This is a genomic window from Paenibacillus tianmuensis (assembly GCF_900100345.1).
Classification (GTDB): Bacteria; Bacillota; Bacilli; order Paenibacillales; family NBRC-103111; genus Paenibacillus_G; species Paenibacillus_G tianmuensis.
In genome coordinates, this window is the sequence record NZ_FMTT01000010.1 from 144,496 (window position 1) to 158,789 (window position 14,294).

Annotated in this window: 16 protein-coding genes; 10 read left to right on the plus strand and 6 right to left on the minus strand. The window is 42.5% G+C overall.

From position 1 onward, the window contains the following. The 5 genes from BLO51_RS09325 to BLO51_RS09345 all read left to right on the plus strand — a co-directional run. Positions 1–526 (plus strand): RNA-guided endonuclease TnpB family protein (locus BLO51_RS09325; protein WP_143006851.1); only part of this gene is annotated, 526 nt, incomplete at its 5' end. 217 nt (positions 527–743) lie between these two features. After that, entirely contained in the window at positions 744–1,199 is a 456-nt protein-coding gene (locus BLO51_RS09330; RefSeq protein ID WP_090670210.1) for a MarR family winged helix-turn-helix transcriptional regulator, read from the plus strand. A 170-nt stretch (positions 1,200–1,369) separates the two neighbouring features. After that, on the plus strand, positions 1,370–4,468 hold the full coding sequence (locus tag BLO51_RS09335; RefSeq protein ID WP_090670216.1) for a hybrid sensor histidine kinase/response regulator: 3,099 nt from the start codon (positions 1,370–1,372) through the stop codon (positions 4,466–4,468). A gap of 57 nt (positions 4,469–4,525) precedes the next feature. Further along, positions 4,526–5,722, plus strand: coding sequence for a response regulator (locus tag BLO51_RS09340; RefSeq protein ID WP_090670220.1), 1,197 nt, complete (start codon positions 4,526–4,528; stop codon positions 5,720–5,722). Then, complete coding sequence (locus BLO51_RS09345) at positions 5,676–6,605, plus strand: AraC family transcriptional regulator (RefSeq protein ID WP_090670223.1); 930 nt, start codon at positions 5,676–5,678, stop codon at positions 6,603–6,605. The genes BLO51_RS09340 and BLO51_RS09345 overlap by 47 nt, the downstream gene beginning before the upstream one ends. A gap of 87 nt (positions 6,606–6,692) precedes the next feature. Here the strand turns inward: BLO51_RS09345 and BLO51_RS09350 are convergent, their stop codons facing one another. The 6 genes from BLO51_RS09350 to BLO51_RS09365 form a co-directional block, all read right to left on the minus strand. Beyond that, positions 6,693–7,172, minus strand: a complete 480-nt coding sequence (locus BLO51_RS09350) for a DinB family protein (RefSeq protein WP_090670226.1) — start codon at positions 7,170–7,172, stop codon at positions 6,693–6,695. Between the two features lie 106 nt (positions 7,173–7,278). Next, positions 7,279–7,605 (minus strand): hypothetical protein, encoded by a 327-nt coding sequence (locus BLO51_RS28510; protein WP_143006849.1) that lies wholly within the window; start codon positions 7,603–7,605, stop codon positions 7,279–7,281. A 1-nt stretch (position 7,606) separates the two neighbouring features. Then, positions 7,607–7,891: a hypothetical protein gene (locus BLO51_RS29730; RefSeq protein ID WP_217266709.1), complete on the minus strand. Its 285-nt coding sequence runs from the start codon at positions 7,889–7,891 to the stop codon at positions 7,607–7,609. 32 nt (positions 7,892–7,923) lie between these two features. Next, a complete protein-coding gene (locus BLO51_RS09355; RefSeq protein WP_090670230.1) occupies positions 7,924–8,553 on the minus strand; it encodes a hypothetical protein in 630 nt (209 codons plus the stop codon). 11 nt (positions 8,554–8,564) lie between these two features. Then, complete coding sequence (locus BLO51_RS09360; protein WP_143006850.1) at positions 8,565–9,314, minus strand: hypothetical protein; 750 nt, start codon at positions 9,312–9,314, stop codon at positions 8,565–8,567. 92 nt (positions 9,315–9,406) lie between these two features. After that, positions 9,407–10,264, minus strand: a complete 858-nt coding sequence (locus tag BLO51_RS09365; RefSeq protein WP_090670236.1) for a hypothetical protein — start codon at positions 10,262–10,264, stop codon at positions 9,407–9,409. A gap of 406 nt (positions 10,265–10,670) precedes the next feature. Between BLO51_RS09365 and BLO51_RS09370 the strand changes: the two genes are divergently transcribed. The 5 genes from BLO51_RS09370 to BLO51_RS09390 all read left to right on the plus strand — a co-directional run bounded on the left by BLO51_RS09370 (position 10,671) and on the right by BLO51_RS09390 (position 14,220). Next, positions 10,671–11,726, plus strand: coding sequence for a transcriptional regulator (locus BLO51_RS09370; RefSeq protein WP_090670238.1), 1,056 nt, complete (start codon positions 10,671–10,673; stop codon positions 11,724–11,726). Between the two features lie 38 nt (positions 11,727–11,764). Next, positions 11,765–11,893 carry a hypothetical protein gene (locus BLO51_RS30765; protein ID WP_281180335.1) on the plus strand — a complete coding sequence of 43 codons (129 nt, stop codon included), beginning with the start codon at positions 11,765–11,767 and terminating at the stop codon, positions 11,891–11,893. Between the two features lie 434 nt (positions 11,894–12,327). After that, positions 12,328–12,813, plus strand: coding sequence for a regulator (locus BLO51_RS09380; protein ID WP_090670257.1), 486 nt, complete (start codon positions 12,328–12,330; stop codon positions 12,811–12,813). Positions 12,814–13,125: 312 nt separating this feature from the next. After that, the gene (locus tag BLO51_RS09385; RefSeq protein ID WP_090670243.1) at positions 13,126–13,665 is read left to right on the plus strand and encodes a hypothetical protein; all 540 of its coding nucleotides are present in this window, start codon (positions 13,126–13,128) and stop codon (positions 13,663–13,665) included. 75 nt (positions 13,666–13,740) lie between these two features. Further along, a complete protein-coding gene (locus tag BLO51_RS09390) occupies positions 13,741–14,220 on the plus strand; it encodes a hypothetical protein (protein WP_090670246.1) in 480 nt (159 codons plus the stop codon). The last annotated feature ends 74 nt before the right edge of the window (positions 14,221–14,294 follow it).

The following is a 14,294-nucleotide window of genomic DNA, read 5'->3' on the forward strand; positions in this document are numbered from 1 at the left end:
AGAAAACGTTGCGAGTCTGAGGCCCCTGCGCACCTACGAAAAGCAACTTGCGTTTTGGCAGCGACGTTTGTCTCGTCGCCTGAAAGGTGGATCGGGCTATCGAAAAGCGAAGCAAAAAGTCGCTCGCATGCATGAGCGAATCGCTAACGCTCGGCAAGACTTTCTACATCAGCTCTCAACCAAGTGGGTCCGTGAAAACCAAACGATCTGCCTGGAAGATTTGCAGGTTCGAAATCTAATGAAAAATCGCAAGTTAGCAAAGTCCATTGCTGAAGCAAGCTGGTCAACCCTTCGCACGATGCTGGAATATAAAGCAACGTGGTATGGTCGCACGATCAGCATGGTCGCCAAAAACTATCCAAGCAGTCAACTTTGTCATGTATGCCAATCGCGCAACCCCGAAGTAAAAAATCTAAACTTGCGAGCGTGGACCTGTTCAGGATGCGGGACGCACCATGACCGAGACCACAATGCCAGCATGAACATCTTGCAAGAAGGACTGCGTTTGTTGGCGAAGACCAACTGAACTGCGGGAACCGCAGGGATCGCTTGCTCAAGAAGAGAAGGATGCTTCTCTGTTCGCAAGAATCCCCCACCTCAGCGCCATTAGCGCAGGTGGTGGGAGTGTTCAACCGTTGTCAACTTTCATGCCGTTCATGAAAGCTCCCTCCTTTAGTTGCTCCGTCAACGCGGAATCAAGTATGATGAAGTTATCCGATGTTCAATTCAGGAGGAAGAACGGGATGCACCGACTTGAGGAAGACCAGCTTTCGGCTTGGCGGGCTTTTGTCAATGCCCACGCTGCCGTGATTAGACGAATCGAAGCCGACTTATCCGATCAACGAAGAGAGCCGCTTACGACGTATGATGTTTTGGTAGCCCTGTACCAGTCGCCGGACCAAAAGCTGCGGATGAGCGATTTGGCCAATAAAGTTGTATTAACCCGCAGTGGACTGACCCGGGTGATCGAGCGGCTGGAACGGGAAGGGCTTGTCGAAAGGGAACGGACGGAGGAAGACCGTCGGGGAGCCTTTGCCGTATTGACCCGGGAAGGGAAGCGGGAATTTCTCAGAACGTGGCCGGTCTACGCGGAAGGGATTCACAATTACTTCGTAAGCGTGCTGGACGAAGAGGAACGGAAAGTCGTCGAGAAGGCCCTGACGAAAGTTTCCGAGGCGCTGAAAAAAGGAGAAAGCTAACGGAATAAGCGGACGCATTTACAAAACTTAACGAAAACCGGCATGGAGCAAGCGGTGAGCTGCTCTTTTTTTGTTTTTTACTTTGCGCGACCATTTTTTTGTGAGTTTTTTGAGAGGCCGAAATGATAGAATGAACGTAGGACGGCATTCCAAGGGAAGGGGATTGAGAAATGACAAGCGCACATTACCGCAAGCTCATCATGATCGGCTTGATCATTTCGCTTTCTCTGGCGTTATTCGTCGCAATCTATGCCCAGACGATCCCGAACGGGAACACTCCGCCGGCCAAGCGGGGGGTGCAGGATTTGTCCGGATGGGATTTTCACCGGCAGGGCTTGGCCGTTTTGGACGGAGAATGGGAGTTTTACGAAGGGCGGCTGCTGGAGCCTGCCGATTTTGAGCGGGGCCCGCTTGCCGGAGTTTCTTACGTATCCGTACCCGGCACGTGGAAAGGGGAGCAAAAGGCCGACGGCATCAGCAAGCAGGGCTTCGGGACGTATCGGCTGAAAGTGATCGTTCCGGCTGCGGACGAAGTGTTCGGTTTAAAAATAAGAAGCATCCGGATGTCCCACCGCCTGTTCGTCAATGGAAAGGCCGAAGGGGGCAGCGGATATCCCGCAGCGGTCGGGGCCGCGCATCAACCGGGCAATACGCCTTATACCGCATTTTTTCACACGAGTGGGCGCGAAATCGAAATTGTGATTCAAGTGGCGAATCACGTGTACGCCAACGGCGGCATCGTCAATTCGATCCAATTCGGATTTCACGGGGATATGACGAAGCTCAACAGCATTCAGATCGGCACCGACGTTGCGTCCATCTTTATTTTGGGCATCTTCGGAGCGTACCATCTGAGCTTCTACTATTTGGGCAGAAGAGATAAAACGTATTTATTCAGCGGCCTGTATTTGTTGACTCTTTTGCTGCAGCAGACGCTGATCGGCGAGAAAATTTTTATGAGGCTGTTGCCTTGGGTTCCTTTCGAGATCACCTACAAGCTGATTGATTTAAGCGAGTTTTTCGGCGAGATTATCATCGTCCTGTTCTTTTGTTCCATCGACGTACGTCTGCTGACATCCCGCAGCATCGGGCGAATGCTGGCCCCGGTTGTTTTGTACATGGTGGCCGTTGTCGTTCTGCCCTATCGTATGCATAGCGAGATCAAGCCTCTTTTCTTATTGTACATTGGCGTCGTTTCCCTGTTTCTCCTTGGCCGAATGATTTATTTGTACACCCGTAAAGAACGGGATACGGCAAACCGGAAGGAATTGACGCTGTTTATCGGGGGAATCGTCGCGCTGACGGTCTTTATGATCGACAGCATTCTTTACACGGTGAATATGGTCCCGACCGACTTAATAGGAAAAGTAGGCATTGCCTGCTTCATTGGATTCATTAACATGCTGCTGGCGGTACGATTCGCCAATGCCTATGAGAAGACGGAGGCGCTTTCGCATCAGCTGGCGGTTTCCAATCAGCTTAAGGACGAATTTTTGGCGCAAACGTCCCACGAGATCAAGACACCCCTGCACGGCATCATGAACATGACGGCGTATTTGCTGGGTGACGAGGAACGCAATTTATCTTCGAAGCAAAAACAAAATTTGTGGCTGATCAAGGACACATCTGTCAAGCTGTCGATGCTGATTCACGACCTGATTGACGTCAGCCTATTGAAGCACGGCGAGCTGCGGCTGCAGCTCACCGTCGTGGATGTGAGGGTCGTGGTGCAGATCGTATTCGATGTGCTGCAATTCGAGCTTTTGGGCAAGGAAGTACGGCTTGACAATCAAGTCGGTTTTGACGTGTGGGTGCGGGCGGACGAAAACCGGCTGCGTCAGGTCATGTATAACCTCGTACATAACGCGATCAAGCATACGAGTCAAGGGACGGTCCGGGTAAGGTCAAGCATGCTCGGCGGCACGGTATCGATCTTCGTCGAGGATACGGGAACGGGGATCGCCCATGATCAGCACGAAGCCGTCTTCGACTATTTCGAGCAGCCGGGTCAGCCGCTCCCGCAGGACGGATACACCGGGATGGGCGTCGGCTTGTATATCAGCCGGAAGCTGGTCGAGCGGATGGAAGGGGAAATCCGGGTCGATTGGTCGGAGGTCGGACAAGGAACGCGGATGATGTTTACGTTGCCAAGCGTGGAGCGGATTCCGGCTTATCGCGAAGCGGCGTATACGGCTTCGGAGCCGCAGCGGGTCGCTTCCGGCAGCGTGCCGCTGGATGTCCGGGATCAGCCGGGCCGCACGATTTTGATCGTCGACGACGAGGCTTCAAATATTCATCTTTTGCTTAACCTTCTGAAGCAGCACAAATATAACGTGCTGACGGCCTTTTCCGCCAGAGAAGCGTTGGTCAAGCTGGGCAAGCATCCGCAGGTCGATCTGGTCATTTTGGACGTCATGATGCCGGGCGTGTCCGGGATCGAGCTGTGCCGGATGCTGCGGAACCAGTATTCGATTCTCGATCTGCCCATCTTGTTCGCGACGGCCAAAGACACCCCGCAGGACATTGCTCTCGGCTTCGGAGCGGGGGCGAACGATTATATTACCAAGCCGTTTGTGGCGGAGACGCTGACCGCGAGAATTCAGACGCTGATCGCCATGAAGACGTCGATTCAAGAAGCGATCAAGAGCGAGCATGCGTTTCATCAAGCCCAGATCAAGCCGCATTTTTTATACAATGCCTTGAGCAGTGTCATTTCGTTCTGTTATACGAACGGCGAGAAGGCGGCTTATTTGCTGACGATGCTCAGCCAATATTTGCGCTATATTCTCGAAATGGACCGCTCCGCGCTGTTCGTCCCCCTGTACAGGGAATTGGAGCTGATTCAGGCGTATGTCGAGATCGAAAAGGCGCGCTTCGGCGAACGGTTCCAATTTGAATGCGATGTGGACGAGGTCGATCATCATCATTACATTCCTCCTTTAAGCATCCAGCCGTTCGTGGAGAACGCGATTCGGCACGGACTGTTCGAAAAGGAGGGGTTCGGCACGATTGCGCTCAAGATTCACGAGGGAGAAGGGTACATAAGAGTCGTCATCGAGGATGACGGCATCGGCATTCCGGACGATCTGCTGTACCGGATGTCCAAGGGCGACGCGTCGGACGCCGGCATCGGCATTGCGAACATTCGCAAGCGGCTCGATTCGATCCCAGGAGCTACGTTGATCATAAGTTCTGAGCCGGGGCGCGGAACCAAGGTAACGATCTACTTGCCCGTGGGCTCTACCGGGTCGTCCGGCCGCGATGGTTAAATGAAGCCGCTGGAAAGCGGATCTTGCCTGTGAGAGGCTTTATTGGGAGGGAAGAGGTTGCTTCATACCATGATTGTCGAAGACGAAAAACCGATTCTGGATTTAATGAACTATATCATCGGCCAAAATCCGCATTATACCATTGTGGGCGCATTTACGAACCCGTTGGAAGCGCTGGCTCGTCTGCCGGAGCTTAAGCCGGATGTCGTCTTTCTCGACGTGGAAATGCCGAAGATGAACGGACTCGAACTGGCGCGCAATATAAACGAGCTGTCAGAGACCAAAATCATTTTTACTACGGCGTATAAGCAATATGCTCTGGATGCGTTTCAAGTGTACGCCTTCGATTATATTCTGAAGCCCGTGACACCGGCAGAGATTGAACGGATCGCGGGTCGTCTGGCCAAGCAGCAGCGGTCTGTTCCCCCTGTTGAGCCGCAGGAACGCGCGGCCGTGATCCACTGCTTCGGGGGCTTCGAGGTCCGCAATCGCGAAAGGGTACCGGTCCGTTTTCCGACACGCAAGACGGAGGAACTGTTCGCCTTCTTCCTCTGCCATCCGGGACGAGAGCTCAGCAAGTGGCATTTGGCCGATTTGTTGTGGCCGGATATGAAGGAGGACCGGGCATCGCATAATTTGCACAATACGATTTACCGTTTGAAAAAACTGTTGAAAGAGCACGAGATCGGAATGGATATCCAGAAAATAAACGATGGATACAGGCTGGATACGGACGGCTTGACGTACGATGTGCTGGCGTATGAACGGTACGGGCCCGTGCTGCTTGGAGTCATGCAGGATGCAGAGCAAGCGGAACGGTTATGCTCCTTGTATAAAGGCCCGCTGTTGGATAAAAAAGATTACATGTGGAAGGCCTCGCTTGAAGAAGGGTATGCCAGACAGTATACGGCGCTTCTGCGCAGCTTGGTCGAACGCGATCTCGCCGGACAAGAATGGACGAGAGCGGAGCGGAGACTGGACAGCTATCTGGCGCTGTATCCGCTGCAAGAAGAGATGAATCTGCTCCTGATGGACATGTACGCGAGCCGCAGGAAAATAGAGAAGCTGGCATCGCACTATGCACGGTTCGAAGCCGACTATCGCCGGGAGTTTGGGCTGGAGCCGCCGGAGGAGATAAGGAACAGGGTAGGGGGGCATTTGGCAGCTTTTTCAATACAGAAGCTAACAAAGAAAAGAGGAATGATTGATGAGCAACACACAAAGTCGAACGGAATATTTGAGGCGCATACATAAAGTACAGGATTATATCGAAGATCATCTGAACCAAACGCTTGTACTCGGTGAACTCGCTAATATTGCCGGTTTTTCTAAATATCACTTTCACAAAATATTTACTGCGATTACGAACGAATCCCTATTGCAATATGTGAACCGCATAAAATTAGAAAGAGCCGCATTTTTTCTCGTTCACCGCCCGGAAATTACCGTAACGGATATTGCCTATCATTTCGGCTTTACGGATTCAGCAGTCTTTTCCCGTGCTTTCAAACATCATTATTCGTTAAGCCCCACACAATACAGAAATCAAAATAGCAAGAATTGCAAAGACCCTGTTGAAAATCCAAATTATAATCGAGGTATCCTAAATGATAGAAATGGAAGTGATCCAATGGATAGTAAAGCAAATGTTGAAATGGTAACGGTTGATGAAATGCGGGTCATTTATGTTCGCTATACGGGAACCTATCAGGGCTTGGCAACGGCTATGCCGGGCATGATGGAAAAGCTTTATGGCTTTGCAATGAGCCATAACCTTTTGGAACCCGGAAAAACAAAGATCCTAACCATCTACCATGACCACCCCGAAATGACGGATGAAAACCAGCTTCGCACCAGTCTGTGCATGAGTATTCCCAATCATGCCGTATTCGAGGAAAACGGTGATATTGGCAGCATGAGCATATCCGGGAAATACGCCGTAGGACATTTTGAGATTTATCAAAGTGAATACGGTGCAGCTTGGAAACATATGTACGGCGAATGGTTGCCCAATAGCGGGTATCAGCCGCGTAGCGCTTTCCCGTTTGAGGTATATGTCAGCGACCCCAATGCAAGCCCGCAAGGAAAACACTTTGTTGACATCTATTTGCCGATAGAACCGCTTGGAAAATTATAAAAATGCACCCCTTAGAATTCATCGGAATAACCAAGGGATTTATCCAATGTCCATTCTAAGGGGTGCAGTTCAGGGTTTCATACAGGCTTATTTGTTTTGTTCGTGGTTGATTGCTCTGAGAATGTAATTTATTGATCCGTTATGCATTGTCTCATGAACAAATGCAAAGTTAAAAAGCTCCCCAACGGTTTCAAAAGTCATTGGCCCCAATTGAATTGGAGTCTCAGGCTTATCTTCAAGAGTATGAATAGGGAATTTTGAAAGTGCGTCTAGCTGCTGTGACAAATATCGGACTAGTTCCTCTTTAGAAGGAGGAGTTGTAGTCCAGTCAGATGGCTTACTAGTCATACCAAATAAAGAAGGGTAAGACTCTGGAAGATTTGAATTGAATGTAGTCCCAAGAGAGAGAAATCCGTCTAAAGCAGCAACAATGTGACCAACGTTCCATCTAATGGTGTTATTGAATGGTACAGGTTGAATGTCGAACAGTTCTTCCGGAATTGAATTAACTTGATTTAATACCATACCGCGAACCTTTAATGCAGTGTTAAGAATGGCCTGAGACATTTTTTTACCCCTTTCGAGTATGTAGTAATGGTTACGATTTAATTCTAACTCAAATTCATAAACGAATCAAATGTTAGTAGCTATAGTTAAAGCAATTTGATTGTAATTACTCGTAAATACTATCCGTCGTGGTTCCATCTGGAAAGGCATTGAACACATGTATTTGCGGCTGCTTTTCTCCGTTTAGTTTAGTGTACCACAAGTTTATTTTAGTTAACTTTCCATTTGAATCCCAAGTTAAGAATAACTGAGCACCAACTTTTCCTTCTAATAATCCAGCTTCGTCGCCTTGTTCGATACTTGAATAACGGTAATCGCTCGCTGCCTTTACGTCAAAACGCCAATGTTCCCCACCTTCGTTGTTTTTCTTAACAACTTGTGGGTTTCTTTCGAGTAACTTTTTTAAATCTGATTGAGATAGACGGTAATCCAATTTATATATGCGACAAACCCTTACTTATGTTAGAAAGATCCACCTTGCTTAATTCATTTAACTCTTCTGGTGTTAAGTATATGCCGTTAGTTACTTCATTGCACTCCTCTTTTTCGCAAAATACTTGCTCAGGTGACCATCTGTTTGGCGTATTCAAGAAGTGCTTGTCTACAACAGATTTATCAACGATAAAGATTGCTAAGGATTCAGAACTTGGGGATTTTGTAACTCTTGTTGCACTAATATCACCACTAAATACTGGATGTTTGGCTGAAGAACCTATCAATACAAAAAAGCCCGAAGTTTTAACTATTAATTCTAGTTTTTCTTTAAACTAATTTCGTCAGATAAGTTAGAAATAACATATGTTTCGTTATTTATTAAAAAGTAGACGGAGAAACCGTTGACTGTCAATTCATCATTATAGCCAATCTTATCAATACCATCACCTCTTAGCAGGTAAACAGGATTATTATTGTAAGAGCGGTAAACAATCGAACCACTCGTAAGTCCTAAATGAATATGTCCCAAATTTTGATTAAACGAAACCGTTTTTAATTGATTTAGAAAAGGGAATAGTTGCTGAAAGGTAATTCGTTTGGTATGAGAAGTAAAATAATCTTTTTTTGTAAGAACAGATTTTCCTGATTCAATGTTGTATTGTAAATAATACGTACATTTGCAATCATCACCACTTAACGTTGCATGCAAGGTATTTATTTTACTATCCGATAAACTAATCTCTAAAAGATTTATTAAAATCCCCGTATCATTTTCTTTTAAAGCAGTGGTTAATTGATTAGATACTTCTTCCCATTGAATTTCCGAAAAATCCCCATTAAATAAATCTAATTTAATTGTACTCTTTTCGTTTTGAAATTTGATTACTAGTAAAAGTATAAATACGAATGAAAAAAGGGTGATCAAAAGCTTTTTCTTTATTCTCATACAATGTCCTTTCATTTTAAATTGACTAAAGTACTAATTAATGTTAATCGCTCATTAATGATTTCCTCTTTTTTTAAAAGAACACCACTTTCGATATCGATCCAATAATAGTTATCCCTGTTATTTTTAGTATGCATTTTGTAAGCATTTCTTTTTCCTAATGCAGGAATTTCCAGAATTTCTGAGTCAATAACAATAACACTTTCGATAATACCATTAGTCAACGTGTTGAATGTAACTTCCGAATTGATCTTTTTTAAAAACATAAATTTTAATTGCCCCATAGACTGAACATATATTGACTCTTTTATGGGAAGATATACGATATTTTTATTTTCGTTGTTAATTTTGGTAATAACCTTCTGAAATTCTCGATTTTTTTCAACAGTATGGTTATTTTTAAACCTCTCTTCTGAGCCCACTTTTTCGATTTCTTCATAACCCAATAAAGAAAAATTAGTATCAACTGTATATTTTCTACTGCTTGTTAAATCATCCGACAATTCATCTACAAACTCTCTGTTATAAACAACTTCCTCTCTTATCTCTAATAAATTATTTTCTGGTTTAAGTTCAATTTTAGTGCCTCCAACCTCAGTGTCTTTATTGGTAATTTTATACGATAATGAACTAAACTTAAGGTTAGAAATTGTTGTTTCAGGCTCACTTACTCGTAGATTTAAAGGGATAAAATTAATGTAGAATACAACTGTGAAAAAAATCAAAAAACAAGTCGCTATTAATAGTATCTTTAATTTCATCAATGTTGCCCCTTTTATCATGAATATGATTGGACACAGCAAAAGTAGTACTCTCGCTGTGTCCAATTTCAATTTAAAATTTTGTAATATGTCTAGAAAGTGTAATCCCAAACCCAAATCCATCTCCATGAAGTATAATTTGGCGCATGATATGCAACAGTCGCCTTTAAATCAACAGTATCTTTTATGCCACCATCTTTAGTCCAATTCGTTTCGTAACTGCCTCCCTGAGCAAAGGAATCAATCTTCGTTTCCCTTTTTCCGACATTAAACTCAGTACCGATATTACCAACATTTATTCCCCGAATTGAGGGGTTAATGTTCACCGGAATTTTTTGGCCATCCTCTGAAGTAATAATTGTGCCAGTAGGACTCCACTGCATAACAGTAGCTTTAGAATCGTTTGCATTGTCAAGCCATGCTGACCAATGAAGTCTGGTAATACTCGCTTTCTCTGAGCACGTCTGCCAAGGATTATACCAGCAAGGTTTGGTATAGGACCTTCCAGCAATATTCGATTGCATCTCCAAAACATAAACATCTGACTGATAAATCGATTGGTAAAGATTTACTACCCCGTAAAAATCATAATATGTCTCGCTCTTTGAAGTGGGAACTGTCGAGAGTCTGGTGTACTTAGAAGTATCATAAGAAGATGAGGAATAAAATTGAGGGTTTAGGGTTACTGAAAACTGGAATTCTTTTTTGTAACGATCGGAGAGAAGCTTAGCCTCTACGGGATCGCTTGAAACACCGTAAATTGCAGAGGTTGAACTGCTGCTTATTTTCGGTTGTCTGGCTTCTTGAATCATCCACTCATCATTATTCGTGTCTTGCACTTGCGTTTGTGTTATGTCGCTTTTTGGAACTTCTTGAGATGCTAATGCTTTAGGCATTACGCTTAGCATAGAGACAGATAAAACGACACTTAAAAAAAGCTTTTTCAACAAAAATCTAACCTCCTTTTAGTAAAATATCCGAACAATTCGTCGCGACCTCATCGTTCAAACATAATTTATCACAACCACACAAATTATGGGATAGGAATTGATATCTATTTTTATTACAGTGATTACTTGAAAACTATCTGAGTAATTACAGTGATTACCAAATAATCACTTATACTATGTAGAAATTTATCGAATCGCTGTATTTCAGCAGAAATTAGGTGAATATCATAAAAAATCAATTAATTGTAAAATAAAACACTCCCTGCTATAATCAACCATAGTATAATATTGAATAAAAGGAAGGTATGTATTATGGTGGATATCAAGCATCAGTATAAAACCATCTCAGATATCATCTTCCAACTTAGAAAAGAGAGAAATTTGACATACGCGAATCTTGAAGAATATGGAGTGTTACCTTGAAGAAGAAAACCGCATCAACACATTGTTTGAAGTGCTCGAAGAGGTAACAACCTGTAAAGAGTGCTTTTTGTTAGTTCCGAAAGCGGCAATACGCATACTGGAATCGCATAGTGTAGAAACGGAGGAATCGCTTCAACGATTGTTTGACTTTACCAGAAGTGTAACTGATGATTCAGTGAAAGTTACACTCTATACGTTGATTATTAAGTTTTCCAGAGAACGCGGAGTGCCGTATTATGTAGCCAAAGGGCTACTACAAAAGTATTTGATTGAAAGGAACGATTTGAAACAACTGGAAGAATCGTTTCGGATGGGGCAAGAAGTTTTATACTACACTAAATTTTTATCACGTGAGGAGAAAATTACGTTTTACTTTAGAATGGCTTTGCATGCGAAAAACATAAATAAGTACAACGAATGTATTGAACTTTGCGAAGTTGGCCTCCCTTTAGAGACAGAAGATACGGAACTAAAGGCAAGAGCATATCTGGCTATGATAAATTCATTTTCTCATCAAAAAAATTATGACGCGGTCGAGAAACATTTGGACATATTTGAAAAAATGAATAATGATTTTGTTGTCGAGTCAGTCAAAATTACCCGAGCATTTACAAAAGCGAGAAAAAAGGAGTTTGATACAGCTATACCGTTGCTAAAAAAATATTTAGACGAGGTTAGTATTAATCACAAGATTCATATTGCTGACGAGCTTTTGGAAATCTATCTTCAATTAGGGGAATTTGAATCAATTGCTGAAATATTAGAGAAGGAAGAAGAATTATTACCTGAGCATCCACTAACACCACAGAAATACATAGCTATGGGAAAATTCCACAAATACAAGGGTTATTATCAGCTAAGTATGGGCTTGCTTGACGAGGGAATAGAAAGCTATGCTAAGAGTTTAAAAGCGTTCGGTAGCGTCAATGCTTTAGAAGAAAAAGACGACTGCATGAAGGAATTGTTATCGTATCACATAAAACTGTCGAAATCATTGGAACTAAAGCATATAATGAAGTTGAAGGAGGTATATGAATAATAAGGTAAATATACCATTTAATAGGAGGTGAAGTAACTGTGAAGAAATTCATCTTGCTGGTGACTTTATCTTTAACTGTCTGTGGAACTATGTTTATTGTACCACCGGATATAAACAAACCCCCTAATCGAATTATTTTATATTCTGATGTTGATACAGGGCATTAAATATTTGTCATACGAAAATGAAACATGAAGGTTTTTAAAAACAGGTGATTATAAAACCTGTTTTTTTTGTTTATTCACCAAAACATTCGTTGCACAAAATGGAATAATAAGGTTTTTTGCGAGATGTATGTTACAGTTAATTTGTAAAAAGACAAAAGCACAATAGTTGAAAAAGGAGAGTGCCATATGACCATGTTAGCAAATGGAAAGGAGGATTATACCAATACGATATCAGCCATTTCAGCGATGAAGCATTACAAAGCGCAATGAAAACCATCCTAAACCAAATGGAAGAGGCAATACAACAGGGAGAGAGTTTAACGAGTGAATATATGGTCCAATTGAGCCAACAATTAGATACATACGTTTTAATAGCTCAAATTAGGAAGATGCGGTGCGTAAACTAGAAATCGTTATTGTTTGAGGTGTGGTTAATGCAAGATGGCAGAAGAACGGGAATTGTTAGAGTTGTAGACGATTTCGGAAGAATTGTAATTCCCACGGAATTTAGGCGTGTCTTGAATTTTCATCCCAATGTTATGACAGAGTATTTCTGTGATGACGAGAGAAAGGCGATTATGGTTTATAGATATCAAGCAAAAGAGTGTTTGTTTTGCTCAGGTAAGGAACAAACCTTTTACTTCAAAAAATTTTATATTTGTATGTCATGTATCCAAAGTCTTCCGTCGCTTCAAGTTTTCCTTGAAAGGGTGGAACGCGAACGGTTAGGTGTGGCAAATAAAAACCTTACAAAAAAGAAAAAATTGACTCCAAAAAGGAAAGAAGCATTGGATCGTTTGCAGCAAGCAATAAAGGAGAACCCTAAAGCTTCGCAAAAAAAATTAGCCAAAATGATAGGAGTTTCACAATCTTGGGTTAGTCAGTTGCTTAGGCATCATGGAGATTTATATTGTGATTAAGGGGGGCGAATTTTCATCCTCCTTTTTTACGTCGTTGAGGCGGGATAGCAATTGTATCGTTCAGACCGATTGACTTTAACGATCCGCAAATTGCTGAAAAAGTGAGTGATTTGAGAAAGCACTGAGTTTACCGAGAAACGAATAAACACATAAAAGAGAAATTCAGTTTCTTTTGATGTTTGTGGACGTTTGCTGGCAGTAAAAAATTTCGTTATAATATCGAGAGCTGCTTTGAAAAGCCCAAATAAATCCAGTGCGCAAGAACAATTTAAAGCATTGTACGTTACATAAAAAAATATGAGGTGACCTGGAATGATGAAGATGTACAACAGCATAAACGATTTACTTCACTATTGGGAAGTATGGTATGCAGAAGATTCGAAAAAATTTCATATTCATTTTGGCATAGTAGGAGATACAGGAGTACATCAAACGCACGCAAAGAAAACCGGAACGAATACCAAAAAATTTATGGAGGAATTGGCGATCGAGAAAAGCAGAGAAGGGTACCAATTTCTTGAGGAAGAAGCACTGACCGGAGTAATGATCCAATATAAGATTGATGAGGGCAATAACGTAGAGGAAGATTTGAAAAAGCGTGGACGTGTAGAATCATTGATGAATGAATGTCTAGGCTGGACGGGAAATGGTCATTGCGATGGGGGAGATTATGGCAGTGGCACTATGAATATTTTTTGTTTTGTCGTAGATGTTGAAATTGCAATCAAAACAATAGTGAAAGAACTAGAGAAAAATAATCTCCTAATATCATGCACTGTTGCCTACCTTAATAGTGAAGAAGATTATATTTCGGCCTATCCGAAGGAAGGGGATATTGTAGGTATTTTTTAAAAAGATGGAACATCATTTCTCCGACCAAGGGACTCCTCTATATCAAGGATGCGACTTGCAGATGAAATAAAATACATGGCTCGAGATAAGGTGATGAATATTATATTAACAAACCCTGTTCATGTTGATTTATTTAAGTTTGTTGTTCATGGCGAGTTTGATTATATAAAAATGGGGCAAACAAAAGAATGGATTTTAAATAATTTTCCTGATCCAGACACGATGTCCAACATGGACCATGACCTCTATATCTGGCAGTATGGAAATATTGAGTTTCATTTTCATCATGATGTACTTTACATGATTTGGTGTGATAATTTCTATCGATTTAACGCGGGAAAGCATATTCATTTAAATAAATGGGTTTTTGAAAAAACACGGTACTTAACTTTGTCAAAAACAATGAAGATTTTAAATCAGCATAAAATCAGCTTTGCTTTAGTGCATAACAAGAGTTTGGATAATGCTATTATTCGTATATTAAAAAGCAATGTAGAATTATGGTTTGAACCGAATAATGACGAGGCTCAAAAAAATCTATATAAGTTGAACTAATGAATTCATTAGAATTAGAACCTAACACAAAGCCGATCTATGATCGACCACCGAGATTTCATGATTTCGTCCAT

What these genes read in the sequence shown, in the direction of transcription:
- BLO51_RS09360 (WP_143006850.1), bottom strand. Translation starts at nt 9,314, where the DNA reads ATGAAATTAAAGATACTATTAATAGCGACTTGTTTTTTGATTTTTTTC.
- BLO51_RS09330 (WP_090670210.1), top strand. Translation starts at nt 744, where the DNA reads ATGCACCGACTTGAGGAAGACCAGCTTTCGGCTTGGCGGGCTTTTGTC.
- BLO51_RS09345 (WP_090670223.1), top strand. Translation starts at nt 5,676, where the DNA reads ATGAGCAACACACAAAGTCGAACGGAATATTTGAGGCGCATACATAAA.
- BLO51_RS09355 (WP_090670230.1), bottom strand. Translation starts at nt 8,553, where the DNA reads ATGAGAATAAAGAAAAAGCTTTTGATCACCCTTTTTTCATTCGTATTT.
- BLO51_RS09390 (WP_090670246.1), top strand. Translation starts at nt 13,741, where the DNA reads ATGGCTCGAGATAAGGTGATGAATATTATATTAACAAACCCTGTTCAT.
- BLO51_RS09370 (WP_090670238.1), top strand. Translation starts at nt 10,671, where the DNA reads ATGGAGTGTTACCTTGAAGAAGAAAACCGCATCAACACATTGTTTGAA.
- BLO51_RS09350 (WP_090670226.1), bottom strand. Translation starts at nt 7,172, where the DNA reads ATGTCTCAGGCCATTCTTAACACTGCATTAAAGGTTCGCGGTATGGTA.
- BLO51_RS09380 (WP_090670257.1), top strand. Translation starts at nt 12,328, where the DNA reads ATGCAAGATGGCAGAAGAACGGGAATTGTTAGAGTTGTAGACGATTTC.
- BLO51_RS09385 (WP_090670243.1), top strand. Translation starts at nt 13,126, where the DNA reads ATGATGAAGATGTACAACAGCATAAACGATTTACTTCACTATTGGGAA.
- BLO51_RS09335 (WP_090670216.1), top strand. Translation starts at nt 1,370, where the DNA reads ATGACAAGCGCACATTACCGCAAGCTCATCATGATCGGCTTGATCATT.